This is a genomic window from Bartonella sp. DGB2, from assembly GCF_046843095.1.
In the GTDB taxonomy this organism is placed as follows: Bacteria; Pseudomonadota; Alphaproteobacteria; order Rhizobiales; family Rhizobiaceae; genus Bartonella.
Genome location: NZ_CP177325.1, coordinates 176,507 through 201,772, shown reverse-complemented (window position 1 = coordinate 201,772; position 25,266 = coordinate 176,507). Strand labels below are relative to the sequence as shown.

Here is a 25,266-nt window from a genome sequence, read left to right as displayed (position 1 = left end):
ACAAAGCCTCAGCACCCCGCGTGTTGGGGCTTTGTGTTCCTAGGCGGCTTGATATTTCCTTGTAAAATAACCCTATGCTTTTCTATAAATAAGACATAATATATATCAAAATTATAGATGAAAGACCGCGAGTTTCAGATGTCACACCATCAAAAATATGACTTATTCCCCCTAGGCCCAGATAGAACGACTTATAAGAAGCTTGATACTGATCCTATTGAACGCGATATTTATCGCGGGGAAGAGATCCTCTTTATAAAAAGAGAATCCCTCACTCTTTTAGCAGATACCGCCTTTGCCGATATCAACCATCTATTACGCTCAGGCCATTTACAACAATTAGCTAACATTTTGGATGACCCTGAAGCTACCGATAATGACAAATTCGTTGCCTATGATCTCTTAAAAAACGCCAATATCGCCGCCGGCGGTATCCTCCCCATGTGTCAAGATACAGGCACTGCCATTATTATGGGAAAAAAAGGTCGCCGCATTTGGACCGATGGGTCAGACGCTGATGCCTTAGCCCGAGGGGTGTTGAATGCTTATGAGCGTAAAAATTTGCGCTATTCGCAATTAGCGCCGCTTTCTATGTTTGAAGAACAAAACACCTGTAGCAATCTACCCGCCCAGATTGAACTCTATGCCGAAGGTGAAGACAGCTATAAATTCCTATTTCTTGCTAAAGGAGGAGGATCTGCCAATAAATCCTTTCTCTATCAAGGCACACCTTCACTTTTAACCCATGACCGCTTGCTTGACTTTTTAAAAGATAAAATTCTTTCCTTAGGAACAGCCGCCTGTCCGCCTTACCATTTAGCAATTGTAATTGGCGGCACCTCAGCGGAAATGAATTTAAAAACAGTGAAACTGGCTTCTGCCCGCTATCTTGATGAACTACCCACATCAGGGAGCCTTAGTGGCCATGCTTTCCGCGATCTCCCTATGGAATCAGAAATCCACAAACTCACCCAACAACTAGGCGTAGGGGCGCAATTTGGCGGGAAATACTTTTGCCATGATGTTCGTGTCATCCGCCTACCGCGCCATGGCGCTTCTCTTCCCATTGGGATTGGCGTCTCCTGTTCAGCTGATCGCCAAGCACTGGGCAAAATTACCCGCGACGGAGTATTTCTTGAGCAATTAGAAACCAACCCCGCCCGCTACCTGCCAGAAGTCAACGAAGGTGCGTTGAGTAGCCATGTGGTGAAAGTTGACCTTAATCAACCGATGGCAACAATTTTGCAAGAACTATCCAAACACCCCATTAAAACACAGCTTTCGCTTACGGGCGAAATTATCGTAGCGCGCGATATAGCCCATGCAAAAATTCGCGAACGCCTTGAGCAAGGCGGATCTATGCCTGAATATTTCAAAAAACACCCCATTTATTATGCCGGGCCTGCAAAAACCCCAACAGGCTATGCTTCAGGTTCTTTCGGCCCTACAACAGCTGGGCGGATGGATACCTTTGTTGACCAATTTCAGTCCTTTGGTGGCTCTATGATTATGCTTGCTAAGGGCAACCGCTCCAAAGCGGTCCGCGATGCTTGCGCCCGCCACGGCGGGTTTTATCTTGGTTCCATTGGCGGTGCAGCAGCACGACTTGCGCAAGATTGCATTAAAACAGTAGAATTGGTAGAATATCCCGAACTAGGCATGGAGGCCATATGGAAAATCCAAGTAGTAGATTTTCCTGCCTTTATCGTGATTGATAATAAGGGCAATGACTTTTTCAAAGAATTCAACCTAGGCTAGGATATTTTTCTCCACAGTCCAGAGATCAAAACCCATGCGCATGCCTCTAAAATTTTTACAGCTTCTGTATCGCTTGCGCCCCCGTGGCAAAAGACAAAACGGCTACATGCCTTCATCACAAGAAGTTGCCCTTTATGGAGCCTTTATTGCCCTAGCCATTCTGGGAACAGCGCTTTATGAATGGTATAATTATAAAGCTCCATCAACGCACAATTCTTTTCCTCAAACGCTCATAGGCAAACCTTATATCACCGATGGCGATTCCATCACTCTTGATCGCCAAAAGATTCGCCTTTTGGGGATTGATGCACCTGAATTGCACCAGATGTGCCAAGATAATAAAGGCAATGACCACCCCTGTGGCCTTTGGGCCAAAGAATACCTTGTTAAACTTATAAACAACCAAATCGTGACTTGTACAAGCATCAAGCGCGATAAGTACCGGCGCCTTCTAGCTACCTGCCAAACCAATAGCATTGCAGATCTCAACCGTGAGATGATCCGTGCTGGTTTTGCAGTGAGTTACTATTCTTACAAAACAGAAGAAAAAGAAGCACGGCAACAAAAACGTGGCATATGGCGTTTGCACTTTGAAACGCCTCAAGATTGGCGCAAAAAGCACCGTTGGGCTCCAAAAGTCAATAAGGATAAACCGAACAAGGATGACCAAAAGTCCCAATCCAGATAAAGCCATAGCCTTTCTCAGCCAAAGGATTAAAACCTGCCGTCTTTGCCGCGATAACCCTCAATATTTTCCAGCTTTACCGCATGAACCGCGCCCAGTCGCCATTTTGTCGCCGCACGCAAAAATTGCCATTGCTGGGCAAGCACCAGGCCTTAAAGTGCACCAAACAGGCCGCCCTTTCTATGACCGTTCGGGGCAAAGATTGCGTGATTGGCTAGGAGTAGATGAAGTAAGCTTTTATAATCCTAATTATTTTGCCATCATTCCTATGGGTTTCTGCTTTCCTGGCTACGATACCCGAAAAAGTGATCGGCCACCGCGCCGCGAATGTCGTGAGACATGGCATGAACAAGTCTTTTCTCATATGCCTCAAATTGAATGGGTAATTGCGGTGGGCGGTTTCGCGCAAAATTGGCATATACCTGATATCCCATATCCGACATTAACAGAGCGCGTTTACCACTGGCGCGAACTAAGCAAAAAACGTCAAAAACGCGGCTATTTTGTACTTCCCCTTCCCCACCCTTCATGGCGCAATAACGTCTGGATCAAAAAAAATCCATGGTTTGAGAAAGATCTCGTCCCTCACTTACGCGCCATTATTGCCGAATTTATCCCCCGATAATATTGCCATAGATTTCTTCTATAAATTGTGCTCTATTGTTAGAAAAGGAAGTAATAATGGATCGGTTAGACCGCAAAATTTTACGCCTCTTACAAGAGGATGCTACCCTTTCCGTAGCTGATATCGCTGCAAAAGTAGGCCTATCCACCACGCCTTGCTGGCGGCGCATCCAAAAGTTAGAAGAAGATGGCGTGATCAAACAGCGGGTAGCTGTTTTAGCGCCAGAAAAAATCAATGCAAATGTTACGGTTTTCGTTGCTATTCGTGTTGGCTCTCACAATCACGAATGGCTAAAACGCTTTTCCGAAGTCGTTCAAAAATTCCCTGAAGTTATAGAGTTCTACCGCATGAGTGGCGACATAGATTACCTGTTGCGGGTTGTTGTCCCCGATATCGCCACCTATGACCATTTCTACAAAAGATTAATCAACAAAATTGATATCCGCGATGTGTCCTCTTCATTTGCAATGGAACAGATCAAATATACAACTCAGCTACCACTAGATTACATCCCCATCGATAAAGATAATCAACGCACCTCTATGCCATCGCATCCCGATTAACGGCGCAAAATTTCAAGACATCTCTAGTCTTCCTTACCAAGCGTATCCTCTGTGCCTTCACCACACCTTAAAGAGACTTTGATAAATAAAGCGCTTTCACACTGTAATTTCTGCTTCAGAAAAGGTTGCAGTTTGGGCGTGCGTTAAAACAGCGGCCTTCACAAGCCCAGCAGCTAGAGCTGCACCGCTTCCCTCACCCAAACGTATGTCCAAATCAAAAAGCGGTTTTTTATTAATTTTTTCCAATAAAAGGCGGTGAGCAGCCTCAGCTGAAACATGGCTAACCAAGCAATGATCTAGCGCCTGCGGACAAACTTTATAAAGCACGGCTGCAGCAGCCGTTGCCACAAATCCATCCAAAAGAGTAGGAATTTTTTCCATGCGCGCCGCGAGAATAGCCCCGATAATTGCAACAATTTCGCGCCCTCCAAGCCGACGCACCATTTCAAATGGATCACTCAAATAATCCCCATGCAAATCCATCGCCTTTTTAACTGCTACCACTTCACGCTCATGATGCGCCTCAGCAGAACCTGCCCATATTTCTGCTTCCCCACCAAAAAGCGCCATGCACAGCGCCGAAGCAATAATTCTATTGCCACTACCCATTTCGCCCAAACACAAAAGATCCACCCCGCCCGCAATGCACTCCATACCAAAAGCCATAGTCGTAGCGGCACTGCGCTCGTCCATCGCAGCGTCTTTGGTAATGCTTTCTGTAGGATAATCAAGCGCTAGGTCGAAAACTTTAAGCCCTAAATCATAAGCCACACAAAGCTGATTAATAACAGCTCCGCCTTTAGCAACGTTTTCCACCAGCTTTTGAGTCATACTGGGTGAAAACGGCGTAACTACCTCTTCCGCCACTCCATGATTACCAGCAAAGATAGCTACAAGCGGTCTTGTTACAAGCGGCTTTTCCCCGCCTCGCCAACCGGCATACCATACCGCAATATCCTCAAGGCGCCCTAAAGAACCTTTTGGTTTAGTCAATTCGTTTTGGCGTTTACGCGCCAAAGTCATAGCAAATTCATCAGCAACAGGCATTTGATTTAAAAGGGCACGAAAATCGTCTAAAGGGCGCTCAGGCATAAAATTTCCTATCTCATTTCAGTACATCAATTAATTATTTTATCTATAGAATATTTAAGGCATTTTACCATGGATGCTATTTTTCTAAAAAATCATCTTATCGTCATAAAGGTTGCATTGACATTCAGTCTTATTAGCCTTTACACATAAATATTCCACAAAATTCAGCCATTCAATTGCTCTTGAGCCTCTGTATTCAATGCTAAAACCTCTGCATAAGCCATACGCAATAAATCTGGGGTCGCCGCAGAGCTGATTGCCCCATTCGAAAGCAACTGTCGCCAACGGCGCGCACCAATGCGGCCATAAAAAAATCCAATCATCGGCCGTAGCACAGAAGAAAGTTTTCCCCCCGTCGCACAATGGCGCTGCGCATACTCAGTCATAGCTTCAATGATTTCACCATCACAACAGAACGCGTCTTCCTCCCCATAAAGGACTTGATCCACCATGCGAAGCATTGCAGGCTCATGATAAGCCGCCCGCCCCACCATAACTGCATCGCAATATTGCAAATGATTCTTTGCCTCAGATATATTTTTGACCCCACCATTCATACCAATAAATTTTTGTTGATTCCGTGCTTTTAAACGGTAAACCCGCTCATAATTAAGGGGCGGGATATCGCGATTTTCTTTAGGACTCAATCCCTTCAACCATGCTTTGCGAGCATGCACCCATAAGCCATCACACCCAGCCTTCCAAACAAGGTCAGCCAAGCAATCAAGAGCTTCTTCTTCATCTTGTTCATCCACCCCGATTCTACACTTAACAGTGATAGGTAGAGAAATAGCCTGCTTCATCGCCGCCACCGCACGTGCCACCACTTCCGGTGTGCGCAACAAACAAGCTCCAAAAGCACCTGATTGAACCCTATCAGATGGGCACCCCACATTAAGGTTGATCTCATCATAACCAAAATCAACAGCAATCTTTGCCGCTTGTGCTAATTTTTGTGGGTCACTTCCTCCCAATTGTAAAGCAAGAGGCCGCTCAACAGCATCAAAGCTTAATAAGGCCTCACGTCGCCCGTGAATAACGGCGTCAGCCACCACCATTTCTGTGTAAAGTAAGGCTCGCCGCGTAAGAAGACGGTGAAAAAATCGACAATGTCGATCTGTCCAATCAAGCATCGGGGCTATAGCAAATTTTATTGAAAAGGGGGGACGGTAGAGTGACATATCTTTTCTTTGCCAAAAAGCACGCGATACCGCAAGCCCCCACTTTTATGTATAGATCTTAAAAGATAATACGAAAGCCGCGTCTCATAGAGATTCACTAAATCTCTTCATCCATAGCCTCCCATTCACGCGCACGCTCCACAGCCTTTTTCCAACCCTTATAACGGCGCTGTTGCTTTTCAACATCCTCTGAAGGCACAAAGGTCTGTTCAATCTTTGATACTTGGCGCAACGCATCTAAACTAGGCCAAAAGCCCACCGCAAGGCCCGCAAGATAGGCCGCACCAAAGGCTGTAACCTCTAAAACTTGTGGCCTTTCAACAGGCTTTTGCAAAATATCAGCCTGGAACTGCATCAAGAAATCATTAACCACCGCTCCACCGTCCACACGCAGAGTTTTAAGATCAGTGCCCGCATCTTTAAGCATAGCATCAAGAATATCTTTTGATTGATAAGCAATCGCCTCTAGAGTAGCACGGATGATATGGTTACGGTTGATACCGCGTGTCAAACCAAAAATCGCCCCGCGCGCAAATGGATCCCAATAAGGAGCGCCTAAGCCCGTAAAGGCAGGAACAACATAAACCCCGTTAGATGTTCCTACTTTTTGAGCAAAATATTGCGAATCCTCTGAATCAGTAAATAATTTCAACTCATCACGCAACCACTGAATAGCCGCCCCCGCCACAAACACAGACCCCTCTAACGCATAACAAGGCTGGCCTTTCCCATCACAAGCCAAAGTAGTTAGCAAACCATGCTCCGATGTAACAGCTTTTTGCCCCGTATTCATCAGCATAAAACAACCTGTTCCATACGTATTTTTGGCCTGACCTTCATCAATACAGATATGACCAAACAATGCCGCCTGTTGATCACCAGCTACGCCAGCAATAGGAATACGCGTACCTCCGCGGCCGCCAATATTCGTTTGCCCATAAACCTCCGATGAAGCTTTAACTTCCGGTAGCATAGAGCGGGGAATATCCAACGCTTTCAGCATGGTTTCATCCCAATCGCGCTTATGAATGTTAAATAACATAGTGCGCGAGGCGTTGGTATACTCGGTCACATGCACACGCCCCTGCGTCATATTCCAGATCAACCAACTATCCACTGTCCCAAATAAAAGCTCACCGCGTTCAGCGCTTGCCCGCGCTCCTTCGACATGCTCTAAAATCCAAGCAATTTTAGTAGCCGAAAAATAAGGGTCAATTACAAGACCCGTATTTTTACGCACATAATCTTCAAGCCCTTCATTTTTTAGGCGCGTACAAATATCTGTAGTACGTCGGCACTGCCAAACAATTGCATTATATACAGGTTTTCCTGTAGCTTTTTCCCAAACAACGGTAGTTTCACGCTGATTGGTTATCCCAATTGCGGCAATTTCATCAGGTTTTATACCGGCTTTAGCTAAAGCTTCAGTCAAGGTAGCGCTTTGAGTTGCCCAGATCTCAAGTGGATCATGCTCCACCCAACCGGGTCGCGGATAAATCTGACTAAATTCACGCTGAGCTACGCTAATAATCTGCGCTTTTTGATCCATTACCAGAGTACGTGAACTCGTTGTTCCCTGGTCCAAAGCAACAATATATTTTCTATCCTGCATCGCAATCTCCTTGATTGTCATCCATTTATGATTAAGCGGAGGCTTTTTTTTGTTTCAAAGGACCGCCAAACAATTTAACATAAAAGCCAGCGCCAACACAGCCTCCCAAAACAGGAGCGATCAAAGGAATCAGGCAATAAGGAATATCTTTGCCGCCAGTCATAACATCGCTTCCCCACCCCATCATATAAATAAAAGTACGGGGACCAAAATCACGAGCTGCATTCATTGCAAAGCCCGTCAAAGGTCCAAAAGCACTGCCAATAATTGCGACCATAAGACCAATCAATAAAGGCGCCAAAGCACCGCGTGCTAGGCCATTATTTTCATCAACAAGACCAAAGACTACCCCTACCAAAAGGGCGGTAATAAAAAATTCAGTCATAAAGGCTTGCATGAAACTGATATTAGCATGAGGAAATGTAGTAAAAACACCTGCTGTAATAAGCGTTTTTTCTAAAAATAAATTTTGATAAAGAGCATAGACGACCGCCGCAGCTACAAAAGCACCCAAAAATTGAGCCACAATATAGGGCAAGACTCTACCCTTAGGAAAGCCGCCAAAAAGAGCCAGCGCAACAGTAACTGAAGGATTTAAATGAGCCCCCGAAATACCGCTAAACACATAAACTGCTAAAGCAACAGAAACTCCCCACACAATAGAAATTTCCCACTGACCAAACGATGCACCCGCAACCTTAATCGCAGCAACTGCACCTATCCCTAATACGAGAAAGAGGAAAGTCCCCATAAATTCACCAAAACACACATAGGTTAGCGATTGTTTTTTTTCCATATTATCTCTCCTTCCAAAACATTTTCACTATCAAATTTTGAATTACTTAAACATATCGGTTCGCTTCCAAGTAAGCAGCAAGGGATGCGCATTGCCTGTCATCAAAATAAAGCCCTAATTTAGAACGTCGCCATAAAATATCCTCCACACTCAATGCCCATTCTTCGCGCCGCAACCATTCTACTTCCACTGCATAAAGGCCAAAGCCAAAATGCTCCCCCTTCTCTTTTTCAGATGAAAAAATTTCAAAAGCTTCTGTTCCATAAGAACGAGCTAAGCGCCAATGAGTAAATGTATCAAGCTCTGGAAGTGCTTGGGCGATTCTTTCTTCTAATTTTGCCAATTGATTGTGAGGAAAATCACCACCAGGCAAGGGTGCTTTAGCGGTCCAGGCTGGTTTTTTTGTTCCTATTTTTTTTTCAATGAGCGCCATAGCATCTTCCGCAAGGCGCCGATATGTAGTGATTTTACCACCATAAGTATTCAGAATCGGGGCTCCCCCCTTATCCATTTCTTTAAGAATATAATCACGCGTGGCGGCTTGAGCGGCTTGCGCGCCATCATCATAAAGAGGTCTCACGCCTGCATAGTGCCACACGACATCATGCGTTTTAATAGGCTTAACAAAATATTCACTGGCCGCCCCGCAAAGATAAGCGGTTTCCTCTTCGCTGATTACAACATCGGTCGGATCACCCGAATAATCACAATCGGTTGTGCCTATTAGAGTAAAGTCCCTCTGATAAGGAATCGCAAAAATGATCCTGCCGTCTTGATTTTGGAAAATATAAGCGCGATCATGATCATAAAGACGACGTACAATAATATGAGAGCCCTTAACCAAACGGATAGGCGCATGCTCTCTATCCCCGAATGCTTTTGATAAGACTGTGCTCACCCATGGCCCCGCCATATTAGCGAGATAAGATGCGCTTACCACTTTCTCCTGTTGCGTTTTATGGTCGTAAAGATGAATAAACCAAGTCTGCTCCCGCGCTTCCATGCCGATGACTTCACATCGGGCATGAATATCTGCCCCGCGCTTTTTGGCATCGCGCGCATTCAAAATCACTAAGCGCGCGTCATCTACCCGCGCATCAGAATATTCAAAGCCATTTCTATATTCCTGCTTTAATATATTGCTATAAGTACTTTTAAAATCTATATTTCTTGTTCTCCATAATTCCTGAGTACACCCGCCTAAATAGTCGTATATAAAAAGCCCTGCTCGTAAAAGCCAACGGGAACGTAGCCCCTTATGATAGGGAAGGATAAACCGCAAAGGGCGTACGATATGTGGAGCCATGCGCCAAATCACTTCGCGCTCTTGCAGAGCTTCCCGCACCAATTTAAACTCATAATGTTCTAAATAACGCAAACCACCATGAATAAGCTTGGTAGAGGCGCTTGAAGTAGCACCAGCTAAATCTCCTTTTTCTGCTAACCCCACACAAAAACCGCGTCCCGCCGCGTCGCGCGCTAACCCGCACCCATTAATACCGCCACCAATAATAAAGAGGTCATAATGTTTTCTGGCATCCATTAGCGATATCCATCTGCATTTGATTTTGCGATAATATAATAACACATAACGTATATTATCTTTAAGAGCACCCGTCTATAACTGTCCATTAAGATATTAGCAGTTTTTCCACAACCAAAAGAGTAAAACTCACAAATATCGTCAAGGCAAGATTTCAAAGATGCATTAAGTTTAAAAGCCTTATATATCAGCCAAAACACTCCCACGCCTCATTCTACATAAAAAGTAAACCAACGCACCCTTGCCCTCATCATACCCAACTGACGCTTTTCATAACTTTGATACCATTGACGACAATCCCCTTAGTAGTGCAATATAATATCCTAAAAAAACACACGTCTTTGCCAAGGAAAAAATATTATTCTCATCCCTAGTACATGGAGTTCTCATGTATTCTCTAAAACAGCTAGATCATGAAACCAAAGAAAAAGGCGGATTGATTGTTTCATGCCAACCCGTCACCAACAGCCCGCTTGATAAGCCTGATATAGTAGCCGCTATGGCCTTAGCTGCGCAACAAGCGGGCGCTTGCGCTATACGGATAGAAGGGGTGGCTAATCTTCAAGCGACGCGCTCTCTTGTCACCGTCCCAATCATTGGTCTTATCAAACGTGATTATACCGATTCTCCCATCCGCATCACCGCCCTGCTTGAAGATGTTGAGATGCTTAGTAAAGCAGGCGCTGACATTATCGCCTTTGATGGAACAAACCGTCCCCGCCCCTTCCCACGGGAAAAGATCTTAGCACATATTCATCGGATGGGTCTCCTTGCTATGGCTGATTGTTCCAACCAAGAAGAAGGGCTTTTTTGCCAAAAAATAGGGACAGAGCTCATCGGAACAACCATGTCTGGCTACATAAGCGAGCCCACGCCTGAGACACCTGATCTTGCGTTAGTTGCCACACTAAGCGCCGCTGGCTGCCGGGTAGTGGCTGAAGGACGTTACAATACACCAGCGCTTGCGGCTCAAGCCATAACACATGGTGCTTGGGCTGTCACCGTTGGTTCAGCCATCACACGGCTTGAGCATATCTGCCACTGGTATCTAAACGCAATAAAACAGGTAAATTCATGACAACACTCGCTATTGACATTGGGGGAACAAAATTGGCGGCCGCTTTGGTCAAAGCTAACGGAACCCTAGAAATTACACAACGACGGGAAATCCCTACCCCTAGCAGCCGTACGCCCGATGAATTAGCAGATGCGCTAACAAAACTCACCGCCCCCTATAAAAACCAAGTGAATTGCTTCGCTGTTGCTTCTACTGGCATCATTGATGATGGAATTTTAACCGCTCTCAACCCAAAAAACTTAGGTGGACTTGCGCAATTTCCGCTGATTAACGTACTTACTAAAACCACAGGTCTAAAAGGCGTAGCAATCAATGACGCTCAAGCAGCCGCCCTAGCTGAATATAAAAGACTTGATCCATCAATAAGTGATATGGTTTTCATCACAGTTTCTACGGGTGTAGGCGGCGGAGTTATCAGTAAAGGCTCGTTGCTCACCGGCCGCGGCGGGATAGCTGGTCATATCGGCCATATGCTTGCTGACCCCAACGGCCCTACATGCGGGTGCCAAAGGAGAGGATGCGTAGAAGCCATCGCGTCCGGTCTTGGTATTTCCAACGCAGCTAAAGGCGAATTAACGGGGAAAACCGCTAAGGAGATCTTTGCTCATGCCTCTGCAGGCAATGAACAAGCAAAGCAGCTGATTGCTTGTTCTGCGCAAACCATTGCTCGCCTTGTAGCTGATATGAAAATCATGACCGATTGCCAATGCGTAGTCATCGGCGGCGGCGTTGGACTTGCAGCCGGCTACATCGACCAAGTCAAAGCATTCCTTCAAGATGAACCGCCAACTTATCACACGGAGATCCACCGCGCCTATCATCAAGAAAACGCTGGTCTTTTCGGAGCTGCACTCTGGGCGCAAGCTACTATGGAAACAGCGTAAATCTTATAACCAACCATTCGAGAGTCAAAATAACAAACGAGCAAGTGGGGCAAATGCACACCCCGCTAATCGAAATGCACAAAACAGCAGTTTGATTTCATTTGTCGCTCTATGTAAATTATAATAAGCTTCACTATCTCAAATGAGTAAAAGCGCCCAATCTGATATGCATCACAAGATTCACAAACATAACCCAAGAGGTATCGTATGCGGCTCCTTCCCCTTCCCAAGGCACAACATGTCGGGGCTTGGTCAGCTCAATATATCGCCGATAAAATCAACGCCTTTCGCCCCAGCGAAAAACGGCCATTCCTATTAGGCCTTCCTACTGGCAGCACCCCTCTACCTACCTATCAAACACTCATAAAAATGCATCAAGCAGGTGAGGTTAGCTTTCAACACGTGGTAACATTTAACATGGATGAATACATAGGCCTACCCTACGGGCATCCAGAAAGCTATCGCAGTTTTATGTATAAGAATTTCTTTGATCATATTGATATTAAACAAAAAAATATAAATTTGCTTAATGGGAATGTCAAAGATTATGGAGCCGAATGCCAGAGATATGAAAATAAAATCAAAGCCTATGGATCTATTCACCTTTTTATGGGCGGTCTAGGCGGCGATGGGCATATCGCCTTTAACGAGCCTGGTTCTTCCTTAAACTCACGAACCCGCATCAAAACCCTCACACCGGATACACGCGTGGCCAATTCGCGCTTTTTTGACAATGATATAACAAAAGTCCCTCATTATGCCCTAACGATTGGCGTGGGAACACTCATGGAATCTGAAGAAATCCTCATCCTCGCCACAGGTTCCACCAAAGCCCAAGCAGTGCAAGCGGTGGTAGAAGGTGCGGTTACCCATCTATGGCCTGCTAGTGCTATTCAAATGCATTGCAAAGCAATTCTCGTATGCGACGAGGAAGCTACCATCGAATTAAAGGTAAAAACATTGCAATATTTCAAAGGATTAGAGAAAAATATTATCATAAAATATCAATAAATCTATTTGGAGTTCTCCCATGTATGCCCTTATCAATTGCATCATCTATACTGGCCATGAAAGATTAGACGGTCATGTACTTCTCATCAAAGATGGGCTTATCAAAGCTATCTTACCACAAGAAAAACTTGATCCACGGATTGAACACGAAGATTTAAAAGGAGCCATCCTTTCCCCAGGCTTTATTGATCTACAAGTCAATGGTTGTGGTGGCGTTCAATTCAGTGATACACCAGAGAATGTGAGTGAAAATCACATCAGCATTATGCAAAAAGCCAATGAACGTAGCGGCTGCACAAGCTTTCTCCCTACCTTGATAACTAGCCCCGATGCGCTTATTAAACACGCCATCACTGTCATGGACCACTATCTAACCCAACATCAAAACCAAGCATTGGGCTTACACATTGAAGGGCCATATCTTAACCCACTAAAAAAAGGAACCCACCAAGCGGAGCTGCTACGCATCCCCACACCAGAAATGATCGACCATTTTATTGCCCATGCGCACCTCATTAGAAAGATTACATTAGCTCCAGAACTAGTTGATTTAACTTATATTAATCGTTTAGCTAATGCGGGGATCGTTGTTTCCGCTGGCCATTCTAACGCCACCTATGAAGAGGCCCGCGCGGCGTTTCAAGCAGGGCTTAGCTTTGCAACCCACCTGTATAATTCTATGTCCCATATAGCGAGTCGCGCGCCTGGGCTTGTAGGAGCGATTTATGACACGCCTGAAGTTTATGCGGGTATAATTGCCGATGGCTTGCACATTTCTTGGTCAAATATTCGCCTTAGCAAGCGTATAAAAGGAGATAAGCTAATCCTTGTCACCGACGCCACCGCCCCCGCGGGAATTACCTTAGATAGCAATCCTACTACCCAAAATTTTGATCATTTCACCTTTGCGGGAAAAACAATCTATTACAAAAATCGCTCCTGTGTTGATGCCAATGGCATTTTAAGCGGCTCGTCTCTAACCATGATCGAAGCAATAAAAAATACCGTTAATCACATAGGTATCCCCTTGGATGAAACATTACGTATGGCCACGCTCTATCCCGCCCGCGCCATTGGAGTTGACCACCGCCTGGGCGTTATCAAAGCAGGCCATGTGGCCAATCTTACCGCCTTTGACCACACATTTACAATCAAAGCTACTTATGTCAATGGTAAGAAAGTATATGAACCCACCTCATTAAACACCGACTAGACACAAACACCGAATCAAAAGTTCCAACTATCAAGCTACGGAACGCGCGCCCTATCTCCAAATTCCTAGTTCTAAAGGTCAGCTATGATTGCATATCTCCTCTCTCGCAAAGGCTTTGGCCTCAGATCTTTCCATTGCGCATTGATCAGCCTGTGGATTGCACTCACACCTGCTCACTCCCAAAATATATCCTCAAAACCAATTGAAACGCTGAAGCAAGAATTATTGGCAGACAAAGACTTTCTCAATACGCTCAAAAACAAAATATCAAACAAACAAGACGATTCCCACATCCGTAGCGTGGTTAAAGCCTATCTTCTAGAGAATCCCGAGATTTTATATGAAGTCCAAGAAGCCTTTGAAAAAAAACAGCAAAATCAATTAAAGCTTATACAGAGTGCCTTCATACGCGCCGCCCATCAACAAATTTTCCAATCCTCCAATGACACAGTTTTAGGCAACCCACAGGGAAAAACCACAATAGTCGAATTTTTTGACTATAATTGTAGCTTTTGTAAACGGGCTTACCCGGACCTTCAAACTCTAATTAAAGAAAACCCTGATTTACGGGTTGTTCTAAAGGATTTCCCAGTACTTGGCCCTGATTCAACCAAAGCCCATATCGTAGCCCGCGCCTTTAAACAGCAGCTACCCGCAAAATTTGCTTTATTTCATCAAAAACTCCTCACAAATCCTGGGAGAGCCACTGAAGCAAAAGCTATAAGCATCGCCCTCTCTCTTGGCGCAAATGAAAAAAAATTGCGCGCTGCCATGGCAGATCCACAGATAAGCGCCCCTTTTTCGGTCAACCGCCAAATTGCTTACCAACTAGCCATTGATGGAACCCCCGCTTACATCATTAATGAGAAAGTGATTATGGGCGCAGTCGATAAAGGTACTCTACAAAAAATCCTAAATAACCAATAAAGCTAGACAGCGTGAAAGCTGGATTATTCTGTTTATTTCCTTCCATTTTTTGGGAGCAGGAATTAACTGCCATGCGCCTTTTAAAATAACAGCCCTGTTAAACAATTTTAAGAGTAATCCATGGCTTATTAAGATAAGGCCTTGATTTAATTTGCATCAAACCTGTTTTAAGATATAATCATCATCTTAATTACCTATATTGGGGAGAAGACTTTATCCCAAGAAGGTAAGTGTGTATTGGAGCGTTGACTATTAAAGCGTTCATCATTAGAGCGTTTATCATTTCCATGGGCCGCCAAGGCTACCCATAGCAACAAATGACGGCGCTAAGCCGAGGAGTTTAAAATAGATGGCAACTAAGGCATCGGTCACGACGAAATCTAAAGACGTCGATACCACAGAGCTTATTCGCAACCTTGCAAAAATTCTCAATGAAACGCACCTCACAGATATTGAGCTTGAACAAGGAGAACTACGCATCCGCGTTTCACGGCAAACCGCACCAGTAGCACAGCAAACTGTTTATGCGCCCCCTACAGATACAGCGCCAATAGCGCCTGTCGCGCCTACAGCGGTGTCAACTCCTTCCAAAGAAGATAAAAATAAAAATGCTGTTACTTCGCCCATGGTAGGTACTGCTTATCTTGCTGCAGCACCAGGCGCGCGTGCCTTTGTCGAAGTCGGACAAAAAGTCTCTGAAGGACAAACCCTGCTAATTATCGAAGCCATGAAAACCATGAACCAGATTGCATCGCCGCGCTCTGGTACCGTCACTGCCATTCTAATCAGTGACGCACAGCCGGTTGAATATGGTGAACCATTGATAATCATTGAGTAATGGAATAGGGTATGTTTCAAAAGATCCTCATTGCCAATCGTAGTGAAATTGCACTCCGTGTTTTACGTGCTTGCAAGGAACTAGGCATAAAAACCATAGCGGTTCATTCCACTGCTGATGCTGATGCCATGCATGTTCGGCTTGCCGATGAAAGTGTTTGTATCGGTCCTCCTCCTTCCCGGGACTCTTATCTCAACATTCACCAAATCGTCTCTGCCTGTGAAATAACCGGTGCTGATGCGATTCACCCCGGTTACGGTTTTTTGTCTGAAAACGCTAAATTTGCTGAAGTTCTTGAAGCCCATAAAATAACTTTTATTGGCCCTACTGCAGCGCATATCAACATTATGGGCGACAAAATAGCCGCAAAAAAAACTGCAAAAGAGCTAGGGATCCCCGTGGTTCCAGGTTCTGATGGGGCTGTAAGTAACGAAAAAGACGCCCTTCGCATTGCAGCAGACATCGGCTATCCTGTCATCATCAAAGCCTCTGCTGGTGGCGGTGGACGAGGGATGAAGGTCGCCCGCTCTGAGGATGAGCTTTCCATTGCCCTGTATACAGCTCAATCAGAAGCAGGAGCCGCATTTGGTGATGACGCTGTCTACATTGAAAAATATCTCGAAAAACCGCGCCATATTGAAGTGCAAGTCCTGGGTGATGGGGCTGGTCGAGCCGTGCACCTCGGGGAGCGTGATTGCTCTCTCCAGCGGCGCCACCAAAAAGTATGGGAAGAAGCTAACTCTCCCGCACTTAATGATGCGGAGCGAGAAAAAATCGGTACAATTGTAGCTACAGCTTGTGCCAAATTGGGCTACCGAGGAGCAGGAACAATTGAATTCCTCTACGAAAACGGTGAATTCTATTTCATTGAAATGAATACCCGCCTACAAGTAGAACACCCTGTAACCGAAGCCATTACAGGAATTGATCTCGTGCATGAACAGATCCGCATAGCCGCAGGTGGTGGCCTTTCTGTCACGCAAAAGGACATCCGCTTTTCAGGGCACGCCATAGAATGCCGAATCAACGCCGAAGACCCTGCCACATTCATCCCTTCACCAGGGCTCATCACGCACTTTCATACCCCTGGCGGTCTTGGTGTGCGGGTAGATTCTGGTGTCTATTCCGGCTATCGAATTCCACCCTATTATGATAGCCTTATCGGTAAATTAATTGTACATGGCCGCACGCGGCTCGAATGTATGATGCGCTTAAGACGCGCTTTGGATGAATTTGTCGTAGATGGGATCAAGACGACTCTGCCGCTTTTTTGTGATTTAATCAATAATCAAGACATCGCCAATGGCGATTATGATATCCATTGGTTAGAAAAATATCTTGAAAAACAGCAAGCTTCCAAATCCTCTCCATGACAGGCAAAATCTTGCCCAAAACTTTAACACCTCAGCGCATTCTTAATGCCTATGCACAGGGGCTGTTTCCCATGGCAGAAAGCGCCACAGATAAAAAGGTTTTTTGGATCCGACCTGAAAAACGTGGTATCATTCCCCTTGCGGATTTTCATATACCGCGCCGCTTAGCTAAATTCCTGCGAAAAGCTCCTTTTGATATACGTTATGATAGTGCTTTTCATAGTGTAATCAATGGATGTGCACAAAGCAAAAGCGGAAGAGAAAATACTTGGATTAATGAACCAATCCGCGAAGCCTATGCCGATTTATTTGACCTAGGTTTTTGCCACACAGTAGAGGCGTGGCAAAATGGAGAACTAGTCGGCGGGCTTTACGGGCTGGAATTGGGGCGCGCCTTTTTTGGCGAAAGCATGTTCTCTCACCAAAGCAATGCCTCAAAGGCTTGTTTAGTGCATCTTGTCGCACGCCTTAAAGAACACGATTTTACCCTTCTTGATAGCCAATTTATCACCCCTCACCTTGCCCAATTCGGAGCGTATGAAATTTCACACGATTCCTATGGAAAACACTTGAATGAAGCCCTACAAACAGCCCATATGAGCCCATTCCTTTTTCAAAATGATAAGTAATTCCTTAAAGAGTAACAGGCTTCACCTCTGAGTCAAATTTTTCTGCCGCCCAATCGCTTATTGTTTTACCCTTTACCAATAGATCACCAGCAATTTCGGCCAAGGGCTGCAGCACAAAGGGTCGCTCCAACATATGTGGGTGTGGTAGGGTGAGCATAGGACTTTGATAAGAATTAATAAAATCGCAAACCAAAAGATCAATATCCAAACAGCGCGGGCCCCATTTTTCTTTCCTGACCCGGCCCGCTTGTTTTTCGAGATCCAAACAGAGTGCCAACAAAGCCTCTGGGGATAAAACAGTCGTCAATTCGCAACACGCATTGATAAAGGGTGGCTGATCAAGCTTACCCCAAGGCGGGGTTATATAAAAAGATGAAACAGCGCCCAAAACAATGGCTTCATTCATACGAAGATGCTCTAAAGTTTGAGCAATCATCCCTACACTATCGCCTATATTACTACCAAAACTAAGCCAAAAGGTTTTCACATGTGTCCGTTCTATTGCGTCGCTCTGCTATCAAAGCATCAATAATAGCAAGAGCATCTTTGTTGATTTTTACATTATGCACCCGAAACACACAGAAGCCGCGTTCGCGCAAAAAGGCCGAAGTAGCGGCCGTGGCTACATCGCGATCGGGTGCATAATTTTGGTTTGTCGCCGTACCAATAAACCGCTTGCGTGAAGTCGCTGCGATAAACGGGTAATCAAATATTTGTAACGCTTCAATTCGAGCCAAAAGTTCAAAATTTTGGGCCGCGTCCTTACCAAATCCAAAACCAGGATCCAAAGCGATCTGTTCACGCTTAATACCAGCCTTTTGCGCAATTGTAAGCGAGCGGTCAAAGAAATATTTCTGATCCTCTATAACGTCATCCAATACGGCACGGCCACGCGCGTTATGCATGATAATGATGCCCGCTCCCATTTGGGCGATAATATCAGCCATCGCACTTTCTTTTTGCAAGCCTTCTACATCATTGATGATGTGAGCTCCGCAAACCAAAGCAGCACGCGCCGTCTCTGGGTGATATGTATCAACCGACACGTAGGCTCCGCCTCTTTTTACAAGTTCAGAGATCGTATCTAAAACCCGCCTCTGCTCTTCCTTTGCAAGAATGGGCGCGGCACCCGGACGCGTAGACTCTCCACCAACATCAATTATCTGCGCCCCCTCTTTGATCAAAATATCAGCATGGTGCAAGGCTTGGTTTTTACCATAAAACTGACCGCCATCGGAAAATGAGTCGGGCGTAATATTTAAAATACCCATCAAAACTGCGCGCTCACCAAGCTCAAGACAGCAATTTTTCCCAATCTGCCACTCTTTCACCTTTGGCCTTGCATTCATCATCAACCTTATGCCACCCTTTCATAATTTATCTAGTAGCCACTGCTATTCTAGCATATTATTTGCTCAAAAGGCCATTGGCTTTGCCAATAAAATGCTTTAAAAGCAAGCAAAACGCTTGTGTTCTTAAAATATAGGTAAAACCTCGCCCATCTTTAGGTAAAGGTGCAGACCGTCTTTATAATTAATTTCACCACCAACAGGAAAATCCATGCCCGCGCCCCGTATCAGCTTTGTTTCTCTCGGCTGCCCTAAAGCTCTTGTTGATTCTGAGCGTATTATCACCCAATTACGAGCTGAAGGTTATGAAATCACTCGTAAACATCAAGGCGCTGATTTGGTAATTGTCAATACTTGTGGATTTTTGGATTCAGCACGCGAAGAATCTCTCAGTCATATCAATGAAGCCCTAAATGAAAACGGCAAAGTTATTGTCACAGGTTGCTTAGGGGCTGAACCAGAATTTATTCGCAAAACATACCCTAACGTGTTTGCCATCACTGGTCCGCAAGCCTATGAAAGTGTTATGACCGCTGTTCATGAGGCCGTCCCTCCACGTGTTGATCCTTTTCTAAATCTTGTTCCTGATCACGGGATTCGGCTTACACCGCGTCACTATGCCTATTTAAAAATATCCGAAGGATGTTCCAATAAATGTAGCTTTTGCATCATCCCCGATCTACGTGGCGCGCTCGTCTCACGCCCCATTGGCGATGTCCTTCGCGAGGCAGAAAAACTTGCCCAAGCAGGTGTAAAAGAACTCCTCATTATTTCACAAGATACAAGTGCTTATGGAATAGATATAAAATATGCCCCCTCTATGTGGAAAGAGCGCGAAGTAAAAAGCAAATTCTATACACTAGCCGAAGAATTAGGCCAAATGGGCATTTGGATCCGCCTCCACTACGTCTATCCATACCCCCATGTGGATGACGTCATTCCTCTCATGGCTGAAGGAAAAATTCTGCCCTATTTAGATATCCCCTTCCAACACGCCTCCCCAGAAGTATTGCGCCATATGAAACGGCCCGCGATGGCCGAAAAAACAAGCCGCCGTATTGAGAAATGGCGTGAAATTTGTCCTGATCTCAGCCTACGCTCTACATTCATCGTCGGCTTTCCCGGTGAAAGCGAAGAAGATTTTGCCTTTCTGCTTGATTGGCTTTCAGAAGCTAAAATCAACCGCGCAGGCTGTTTTCAATATGAAGCAGTCCAAGGGGCACGCGCCAACGATCTTAGCTTACCACCCATACCCAAAGAAATCAAAGAAAGCCGTTGGCACCGCTTTATGGCTCATCAACAAGCGATTTCTACCGCTCTTTTAAAAAAGAAGGTGGGGAAAAGATTGCGCGTCCTCTTAGATAAGAGCGAAACAACTAACGGTGTCGGCCGTACAAAATATGATGCACCTGAAATTGATGGCGTGGTTCATGTTACATCACGCCGTCCTCTACGGCAGGGTGAATTCATCACCGTGAAAATCGAACGCTCTGATGCTTACGATCTCTTCGGTACTGCTGTATAATTACCGTATTAAACTAGGAAATTTTTCCACTACAAAAAATCTTGGCCGCTGAACCAGCTCTAATACTAAAAGTCAAAACCAATATCCAAAATGCAAGCGCTGTGAGTAATTCCACCCACAGAAATATAATCAACACCACTTGCAGCGATAGAAACAATGTTTTCTAAATTCACCTTACCTGAGGCCTCGGTAAAGCCTCGCCCTGCCACCATGTCCACTGCTTCGCGTAACATGGTGGGGGGCATATTATCCAATAAAAATCCGTCAGCACCAATGGTCAAAGCCTCTTCAAGTTGGGCTAAAGTATCAACCTCTACTGAAATCTTAACCATATGGCCTGCTTGAGACTTTGCCCGCTTTAGGGCATCTTTCACACTCCCCACCATAGCAATATGATTATCCTTAATTAAAATCCCATCATTCAGTCCGTAGCGGTGACTGTCCCCACCTCCCATGCGTACTGCGTACTTCTCTAAAAGACGCAAACCTGGCGTGGTTTTCCGTGTGCACACAACGCGCGCTCGGTAATCCTGAATAGCTTCCACATGCTCACGCGTTATCGTAGCAATACCTGAAAGGTGACTAAGAAAATTTAAAGCAGTTCGTTCTCCACCCAGCAAAATCGTAGACATACCGGTAATAGTCGCAATTTTTTCGCCCTTTTCTATAAAATCTCCATCTTTCTTATAATACTGAACGCGCGTTTCTTTATCCAAAAGCTTAAAACAAAGCGCCGCTACATCCAGACCAGCAACAACGCCACCCGCGCGCGCCACGGCTGTCACGCTTGATCGGTGATCAGAAGGAATCACTGCAGTACTTGTTATATCTCCTGCCAAGCCAATATCCTCTGCCAAGGCATTACGGACTATAGGCTCAATCACAAAATCAGGTATTATGGCCATTATTCTTATCTCTTCCTACAAAAATACAAAGTTCGCTAATATAATTAAATTGCTCTAAACAACCAGAATCATAATCGTATCTAAATCTACCTAACGTTGCTATAAATATCAACCAGCACCGCACTGCTTTTCAACATTGCGAATGCTGGTTTTTTTACTATCTATTCCTCTATTCCAAAAATGCCACCCTTATAGCTTAATAATAATTAACATCCCGCAAAGGGGTAATCTGGATTTCCACCCGACGGTTTTGAGAGCGTCCCTCCGGCGTGGCATTAGAAGCAATAGGGTAAGCCGGCCCATAAGCCTGCACCAAAAGACGCTGAGGAGCTACTCCTTGACCGCGCAGATATTCAGCCACCGCAAAAGCCCGCCGATGCGACAAGCCCATATTATAGCCATAGGTACCCGTTGAATCGGTAAAACCAGAAACGGTCAAAGTAGATTTATTATATTTTTTCAAAATCAAACCTACAGAATTAAGCACGGGAAAAAATTGGGCTTTAAGCGAATCTTGATTTGTATTAAACGTCACATTTCCAGGCATATTCAAAACAATCTGATTACCATTGCGAGCAAGAGAAACGCCCGTCCCCCGCAACTGAGCAGCAAGTTCTGCTTGTTGACGATCCATATAATTGCCAATCACGCCACCACTTAAAGCGCCAACCCCCGCGCCAATGAGTGCTCCTCGCCCTCCTGATCCGGTATCGCTTAAGATAGTTCCGCCAATAGCGCCCACTGCTGCACCAATTGCAGCACCGCCTGCTGTGTTCGAAATTTGTGGCTGCCCCGTATAAGGATCGACCGTAGTACAACCAACCAAAATACCACCAACGACTACAAAAATTGCGCTCTTTTTTAGCATTTTATATCTCCACTTCTATCATCATTTTTAGCATTATTACGTTCACGCCTCAATTTATTCCACCATTCGAGCCGTTTCTGAATCTCGCGTTCAAAACCGCGCATAGGTGGCGTATAGTAAACCTGTCGTCCCATAGCATCAGGAAAATAATTTTGGCCTGAAAAAGCATCAGGCTCATCATGATCATAGCGATAACCAAGATGATAGCCCTGCTGCTTCATAAGTTTAGTAGGTGCATTTAAAATATGTTTGGGTGGAGCGAGAGAGCCATAGCATTGAGCGGCATCTGCCGCTGCTTTATGAGCTTTGTAAACAGCGTTAGATTTAGGAGCGGTTGCCACATAAAGACATGCTTGCGTAAGCGCCAAATCTCCTTCGGGAGAGCCCAATAACTCATAAGCCTCTTTCGCTCCATTGCATATAATAAGCGCCTGTGGATCGGCCAAACCTACATCTTCAAGCGCCATACGCACCAAACGGCGAGCTAAATACAACCGATCCTCCCCGGCCTCCAACATCCGCGCTAAGTAATAAAGCGCGGCATCAGGGTCAGATCCACGCACCGCTTTATGCAAAGCCGAAACCAAATTATAATGTTCATCTTGACTTTTATCATAGATAGGCGCCCGCCGCTGGACAATGTCTAACAACTCTTGCGGAGTAAAGACCTCGCCTCCCTTAGCAGCGCGCCATACCTCTTCCGCCAACGTCAAAAGCGCACGTCCATCGCCATCCGCTAAACGTAGTAAAAGCGTTCGTGCCACTTCGTCAACTGGTAATTCTTTTTCTTCAAGAGCCTCCGCACGAACAAGCAATGCCTTGAGACTTTCTTCATCATGGCGCTTAAATACCAAAACCCGCGCCCGCGATAAAAGCGCTGCATTTAACGAAAAGGAGGGATTTTCAGTGGTAGCTCCCACCAAAATAATTGTTCCATCCTCCATCATCGGTAAGAAACTATCCTGTTGCGTACGGTTAAAGCGATGAATTTCATCAACGAAAAGTAAAGTTTGCCGACCATTCTCGTAACGCAAACGAGCCTGTTCAAATAATTTCTTTAAATCTGCTACCCCGCTAAAAATCGCTGAGACTTGCGCAAAAGCCATGTGAATATCTTTTGCTAGAAGCCGTGCCACAGTCGTCTTACCTGTCCCAGGTGGTCCCCAGAAAATCAAAGATCCCAAAGATTGAGCCGCAATCATACGTGATAACGCTCCATCAGGTCCCGTCAAATGCTCCTGCCCGCTCACCTCTGCAAGATGTTTTGGGCGCAAGCGCTCTGCCAAAGGGCGTAATTTCCTTTCTTCTTTAGGTGCAGCTTCAATAAAAAGATCAGCCATCCTTTTCAGATTTCCCTCAATACACGATTCCAAAGCTTAACGAATATATTGTTGAATTAATACTCCATTCCTCATATATTCAAACCGCCAGAAAAGAGGTTTTTTCCCCTCTAAAATGCGACGCAGATCATCAATAGTGGTAAGGCGCGTTCCATTCACCTCTCGCAATACATCGCCCGTTTGAAAAAATCGCGCCGCTAAACTTCCGCGCGCTATATTATCAACCACAAGCCCTTGCGCGCCGGAGGAAAGATGAAAACGGCCGCTGGTGTTCGGCGTCAATGCCATCAAACTTAATCCAGAAAAAGGGGAGTCACCAGTAATTTTTATAGCTTGCACTCGCATGTCGTGATTAGGCATCTCAATGGGTACAGATACCCGCGCCACCTTTCCATCTCTTATATAAGTCAAAACAAGAATATCGCCCACCCGAGCCGTCATCAGGCGATAAAGGAGGCTGTCAGGATTTTCTACCTTTTGACCTTGGACTTTTATTACTACATCCCCCACTTTAATCCCTGCTTTAGCGGCGGGACCGTCTGCTACTACCGTACTCACAATTGCGCCCGAAGGGCGATCCATCCCCAAACCTTCTGCAACATCTCTAGTGATCGCTTGAAAGGCCGCGCCGATATAAGGAGGCTCGAAATATTTACTTCCACGCTTCGCCGCATCTACCACAGCACGTACCAAATTTGCCGGAATAGCAAAGCCAATCCCGACCGACCCGCCAGAACGAGAATAAATTGCTGTGTTAATACCAATAAGCTGACCTTTCATATTCACCAAAGCTCCCCCAGAATTGCCTGGGTTAATCGCCGCATCCGTTTGAATAAAAAAATCTAAATCAGAAATGCCCACACGGGTACGCGCATTAGCCGAAACAATACCACTTGTCACGGTTTGCCCTACCCCAAAAGGATTGCCAATTGCCAATACCAAATCGCCCACCTCTACCGTATCAGAATCTCCCAATGCTAACGTAGAAAACGTGCCCGCCTTTGTTTCAATTTTTAAAATTGCGATATCCGACGCCTCGTCTTTAAGCATTACTACGCTTTCAAACGCGCGACCATCCGATAGAGCCACCTTGATATCATCGGCATCTCGGATCACATGATAATTCGTCACCACCAAGCCACTCGGATCAACAATCACCCCCGACCCTAGAGATGATTGAATACGAGCGGGACCTTGAGAAAATTGGCGCCCAAAAAACTGTTCAAAAAACGGATCACCCGTGAAAGGTGAGCGGGATCTTACTTGGCGTGCTGCATAAATATTCACCACAGCGGGAATGGCTTTTTTTACAAGAGGGGCAAAAGAAAAGGTAATTTGTTCCCTACTTTGTGGAATCTCTGCTTGAGCATAAACAGGAAACGCTATAAGTAGCCCGCCGATCAAAAGAGTCTTGAAATTTCTCAAAAACCGCATGCAACACCCCTATTCTCGTCTATTATATGGAAACGGT

At 45.3% G+C, this 25,266-nt stretch carries 24 protein-coding genes; 13 read left to right on the top strand and 11 right to left on the bottom strand.

Translation table 11 applies throughout. The features are described 5' to 3' along the window. The first annotated feature begins 138 nt into the window (after positions 1–138). Genes ACK28X_RS01035 through ACK28X_RS01020 form a run of 4 tightly spaced genes read left to right on the top strand, consistent with a single transcriptional unit; the run spans position 139 to position 3,631 of the window. Positions 139–1,758, top strand: coding sequence for a fumarate hydratase (locus tag ACK28X_RS01035; protein WP_412057853.1), 1,620 nt, complete (start codon positions 139–141; stop codon positions 1,756–1,758). 34 nt (positions 1,759–1,792) lie between these two features. Next, positions 1,793–2,446: a thermonuclease family protein gene (locus tag ACK28X_RS01030; RefSeq protein ID WP_412057852.1), complete on the top strand. Its 654-nt coding sequence runs from the start codon at positions 1,793–1,795 to the stop codon at positions 2,444–2,446. Next, positions 2,421–3,068: a uracil-DNA glycosylase family protein gene (locus ACK28X_RS01025; RefSeq protein ID WP_412057851.1), complete on the top strand. Its 648-nt coding sequence runs from the start codon at positions 2,421–2,423 to the stop codon at positions 3,066–3,068. Before ACK28X_RS01030 ends, ACK28X_RS01025 begins: the two co-directional genes overlap by 26 nt. Before the next feature lie 56 nt (positions 3,069–3,124). Further along, a complete protein-coding gene (locus ACK28X_RS01020; protein ID WP_412057850.1) occupies positions 3,125–3,631 on the top strand; it encodes an Lrp/AsnC family transcriptional regulator in 507 nt (168 codons plus the stop codon). A gap of 96 nt (positions 3,632–3,727) precedes the next feature. Here the strand turns inward: ACK28X_RS01020 and ACK28X_RS01015 are convergent, their stop codons facing one another. The 5 genes from ACK28X_RS01015 to glpD all read right to left on the bottom strand — a co-directional run bounded on the left by ACK28X_RS01015 (position 3,728) and on the right by glpD (position 9,855). Then, positions 3,728–4,723, bottom strand: coding sequence for a nicotinate-nucleotide--dimethylbenzimidazole phosphoribosyltransferase (locus ACK28X_RS01015; RefSeq protein ID WP_412057849.1), 996 nt, complete (start codon positions 4,721–4,723; stop codon positions 3,728–3,730). Positions 4,724–4,887: 164 nt separating this feature from the next. Beyond that, entirely contained in the window at positions 4,888–5,904 is a 1,017-nt protein-coding gene (gene dusA / locus ACK28X_RS01010) for a tRNA dihydrouridine(20/20a) synthase DusA (protein ID WP_412057848.1), read from the bottom strand. A 97-nt stretch (positions 5,905–6,001) separates the two neighbouring features. Beyond that, positions 6,002–7,516, bottom strand: coding sequence for a glycerol kinase GlpK (gene glpK / locus ACK28X_RS01005; RefSeq protein ID WP_412057847.1), 1,515 nt, complete (start codon positions 7,514–7,516; stop codon positions 6,002–6,004). Between the two features lie 31 nt (positions 7,517–7,547). Next, the gene (locus ACK28X_RS01000) at positions 7,548–8,312 is read right to left on the bottom strand and encodes an MIP/aquaporin family protein (protein ID WP_412057846.1); all 765 of its coding nucleotides are present in this window, start codon (positions 8,310–8,312) and stop codon (positions 7,548–7,550) included. 46 nt (positions 8,313–8,358) lie between these two features. Continuing rightward, complete coding sequence (glpD, locus tag ACK28X_RS00995; protein ID WP_412057845.1) at positions 8,359–9,855, bottom strand: glycerol-3-phosphate dehydrogenase; 1,497 nt, start codon at positions 9,853–9,855, stop codon at positions 8,359–8,361. A gap of 388 nt (positions 9,856–10,243) precedes the next feature. On the opposite strand from glpD, the gene ACK28X_RS00990 reads away from it, so the two are divergent. The 8 genes from ACK28X_RS00990 to aat all read left to right on the top strand — a co-directional run bounded on the left by ACK28X_RS00990 (position 10,244) and on the right by aat (position 17,808). After that, positions 10,244–10,933: an N-acetylmannosamine-6-phosphate 2-epimerase gene (locus tag ACK28X_RS00990; RefSeq protein ID WP_412057844.1), complete on the top strand. Its 690-nt coding sequence runs from the start codon at positions 10,244–10,246 to the stop codon at positions 10,931–10,933. After that, positions 10,930–11,817: an N-acetylmannosamine kinase gene (locus ACK28X_RS00985; protein WP_412057843.1), complete on the top strand. Its 888-nt coding sequence runs from the start codon at positions 10,930–10,932 to the stop codon at positions 11,815–11,817. Before ACK28X_RS00990 ends, ACK28X_RS00985 begins: the two co-directional genes overlap by 4 nt. Positions 11,818–12,024: 207 nt before the next feature. Then, on the top strand, positions 12,025–12,828 hold the full coding sequence (nagB, locus tag ACK28X_RS00980) for a glucosamine-6-phosphate deaminase (protein ID WP_412057842.1): 804 nt from the start codon (positions 12,025–12,027) through the stop codon (positions 12,826–12,828). A gap of 19 nt (positions 12,829–12,847) precedes the next feature. Continuing rightward, a complete protein-coding gene (nagA, locus tag ACK28X_RS00975) occupies positions 12,848–14,041 on the top strand; it encodes an N-acetylglucosamine-6-phosphate deacetylase (protein WP_412057841.1) in 1,194 nt (397 codons plus the stop codon). Between the two features lie 84 nt (positions 14,042–14,125). Then, positions 14,126–14,968 (top strand): DsbA family protein, encoded by an 843-nt coding sequence (locus ACK28X_RS00970; RefSeq protein ID WP_412057840.1) that lies wholly within the window; start codon positions 14,126–14,128, stop codon positions 14,966–14,968. Positions 14,969–15,317: 349 nt separating this feature from the next. Next, on the top strand, positions 15,318–15,806 hold the full coding sequence (gene accB, locus ACK28X_RS00965) for an acetyl-CoA carboxylase biotin carboxyl carrier protein (RefSeq protein WP_412057839.1): 489 nt from the start codon (positions 15,318–15,320) through the stop codon (positions 15,804–15,806). Between the two features lie 11 nt (positions 15,807–15,817). Next, a complete protein-coding gene (gene accC / locus ACK28X_RS00960; protein WP_412057838.1) occupies positions 15,818–17,179 on the top strand; it encodes an acetyl-CoA carboxylase biotin carboxylase subunit in 1,362 nt (453 codons plus the stop codon). Continuing rightward, entirely contained in the window at positions 17,176–17,808 is a 633-nt protein-coding gene (gene aat / locus ACK28X_RS00955; protein WP_412057837.1) for a leucyl/phenylalanyl-tRNA--protein transferase, read from the top strand. The genes accC and aat overlap by 4 nt, the downstream gene beginning before the upstream one ends. Positions 17,809–17,812: 4 nt before the next feature. Here aat and folK read toward each other — a convergent pair whose 3' ends face one another. Then, positions 17,813–18,295, bottom strand: coding sequence for a 2-amino-4-hydroxy-6-hydroxymethyldihydropteridine diphosphokinase (gene folK, locus ACK28X_RS00950; protein WP_412057836.1), 483 nt, complete (start codon positions 18,293–18,295; stop codon positions 17,813–17,815). After that, a complete protein-coding gene (gene folP / locus ACK28X_RS00945; protein ID WP_412057835.1) occupies positions 18,276–19,160 on the bottom strand; it encodes a dihydropteroate synthase in 885 nt (294 codons plus the stop codon). The genes folK and folP overlap by 20 nt, the downstream gene beginning before the upstream one ends. 208 nt (positions 19,161–19,368) lie before the next feature. On the opposite strand from folP, the gene rimO reads away from it, so the two are divergent. Continuing rightward, positions 19,369–20,682 carry a 30S ribosomal protein S12 methylthiotransferase RimO gene (gene rimO, locus ACK28X_RS00940; RefSeq protein ID WP_412057834.1) on the top strand — a complete coding sequence of 438 codons (1,314 nt, stop codon included), beginning with the start codon at positions 19,369–19,371 and terminating at the stop codon, positions 20,680–20,682. 65 nt (positions 20,683–20,747) lie between these two features. Here rimO and nadC read toward each other — a convergent pair whose 3' ends face one another. The 4 genes from nadC to ACK28X_RS00920 all read right to left on the bottom strand — a co-directional run bounded on the left by nadC (position 20,748) and on the right by ACK28X_RS00920 (position 25,229). After that, positions 20,748–21,587: a carboxylating nicotinate-nucleotide diphosphorylase gene (nadC, locus tag ACK28X_RS00935; protein WP_412057833.1), complete on the bottom strand. Its 840-nt coding sequence runs from the start codon at positions 21,585–21,587 to the stop codon at positions 20,748–20,750. A 196-nt stretch (positions 21,588–21,783) separates the two neighbouring features. Continuing rightward, positions 21,784–22,455: an OmpA family protein gene (locus ACK28X_RS00930; RefSeq protein WP_412057832.1), complete on the bottom strand. Its 672-nt coding sequence runs from the start codon at positions 22,453–22,455 to the stop codon at positions 21,784–21,786. Further along, positions 22,449–23,795: a replication-associated recombination protein A gene (locus tag ACK28X_RS00925; protein WP_412057831.1), complete on the bottom strand. Its 1,347-nt coding sequence runs from the start codon at positions 23,793–23,795 to the stop codon at positions 22,449–22,451. The genes ACK28X_RS00930 and ACK28X_RS00925 overlap by 7 nt, the downstream gene beginning before the upstream one ends. A 36-nt stretch (positions 23,796–23,831) precedes the next feature. Then, positions 23,832–25,229 carry a DegQ family serine endoprotease gene (locus ACK28X_RS00920; RefSeq protein WP_412057830.1) on the bottom strand — a complete coding sequence of 466 codons (1,398 nt, stop codon included), beginning with the start codon at positions 25,227–25,229 and terminating at the stop codon, positions 23,832–23,834. Positions 25,230–25,266: the final 37 nt, after the last annotated feature.

What these genes read in the sequence shown, in the direction of transcription:
- ACK28X_RS00930 (WP_412057832.1), bottom strand. Translation starts at nt 22,455, where the DNA reads ATGCTAAAAAAGAGCGCAATTTTTGTAGTCGTTGGTGGTATTTTGGTT.
- ACK28X_RS00990 (WP_412057844.1), top strand. Translation starts at nt 10,244, where the DNA reads ATGTATTCTCTAAAACAGCTAGATCATGAAACCAAAGAAAAAGGCGGA.
- nadC (WP_412057833.1), bottom strand. Translation starts at nt 21,587, where the DNA reads ATGGCCATAATACCTGATTTTGTGATTGAGCCTATAGTCCGTAATGCC.
- ACK28X_RS01035 (WP_412057853.1), top strand. Translation starts at nt 139, where the DNA reads ATGTCACACCATCAAAAATATGACTTATTCCCCCTAGGCCCAGATAGA.
- dusA (WP_412057848.1), bottom strand. Translation starts at nt 5,904, where the DNA reads ATGTCACTCTACCGTCCCCCCTTTTCAATAAAATTTGCTATAGCCCCG.
- nagB (WP_412057842.1), top strand. Translation starts at nt 12,025, where the DNA reads ATGCGGCTCCTTCCCCTTCCCAAGGCACAACATGTCGGGGCTTGGTCA.
- glpK (WP_412057847.1), bottom strand. Translation starts at nt 7,516, where the DNA reads ATGCAGGATAGAAAATATATTGTTGCTTTGGACCAGGGAACAACGAGT.
- accC (WP_412057838.1), top strand. Translation starts at nt 15,818, where the DNA reads ATGTTTCAAAAGATCCTCATTGCCAATCGTAGTGAAATTGCACTCCGT.
- ACK28X_RS00925 (WP_412057831.1), bottom strand. Translation starts at nt 23,795, where the DNA reads ATGGCTGATCTTTTTATTGAAGCTGCACCTAAAGAAGAAAGGAAATTA.
- ACK28X_RS00985 (WP_412057843.1), top strand. Translation starts at nt 10,930, where the DNA reads ATGACAACACTCGCTATTGACATTGGGGGAACAAAATTGGCGGCCGCT.
- accB (WP_412057839.1), top strand. Translation starts at nt 15,318, where the DNA reads ATGGCAACTAAGGCATCGGTCACGACGAAATCTAAAGACGTCGATACC.
- ACK28X_RS00920 (WP_412057830.1), bottom strand. Translation starts at nt 25,229, where the DNA reads ATGCGGTTTTTGAGAAATTTCAAGACTCTTTTGATCGGCGGGCTACTT.
- ACK28X_RS01000 (WP_412057846.1), bottom strand. Translation starts at nt 8,312, where the DNA reads ATGGAAAAAAAACAATCGCTAACCTATGTGTGTTTTGGTGAATTTATG.
- ACK28X_RS01030 (WP_412057852.1), top strand. Translation starts at nt 1,793, where the DNA reads ATGCGCATGCCTCTAAAATTTTTACAGCTTCTGTATCGCTTGCGCCCC.
- folP (WP_412057835.1), bottom strand. Translation starts at nt 19,160, where the DNA reads ATGATGAATGCAAGGCCAAAGGTGAAAGAGTGGCAGATTGGGAAAAAT.
- ACK28X_RS01025 (WP_412057851.1), top strand. Translation starts at nt 2,421, where the DNA reads ATGACCAAAAGTCCCAATCCAGATAAAGCCATAGCCTTTCTCAGCCAA.
- ACK28X_RS01020 (WP_412057850.1), top strand. Translation starts at nt 3,125, where the DNA reads ATGGATCGGTTAGACCGCAAAATTTTACGCCTCTTACAAGAGGATGCT.
- ACK28X_RS00970 (WP_412057840.1), top strand. Translation starts at nt 14,126, where the DNA reads ATGATTGCATATCTCCTCTCTCGCAAAGGCTTTGGCCTCAGATCTTTC.
- ACK28X_RS01015 (WP_412057849.1), bottom strand. Translation starts at nt 4,723, where the DNA reads ATGCCTGAGCGCCCTTTAGACGATTTTCGTGCCCTTTTAAATCAAATG.
- aat (WP_412057837.1), top strand. Translation starts at nt 17,176, where the DNA reads ATGACAGGCAAAATCTTGCCCAAAACTTTAACACCTCAGCGCATTCTT.
- nagA (WP_412057841.1), top strand. Translation starts at nt 12,848, where the DNA reads ATGTATGCCCTTATCAATTGCATCATCTATACTGGCCATGAAAGATTA.
- glpD (WP_412057845.1), bottom strand. Translation starts at nt 9,855, where the DNA reads ATGGATGCCAGAAAACATTATGACCTCTTTATTATTGGTGGCGGTATT.
- rimO (WP_412057834.1), top strand. Translation starts at nt 19,369, where the DNA reads ATGCCCGCGCCCCGTATCAGCTTTGTTTCTCTCGGCTGCCCTAAAGCT.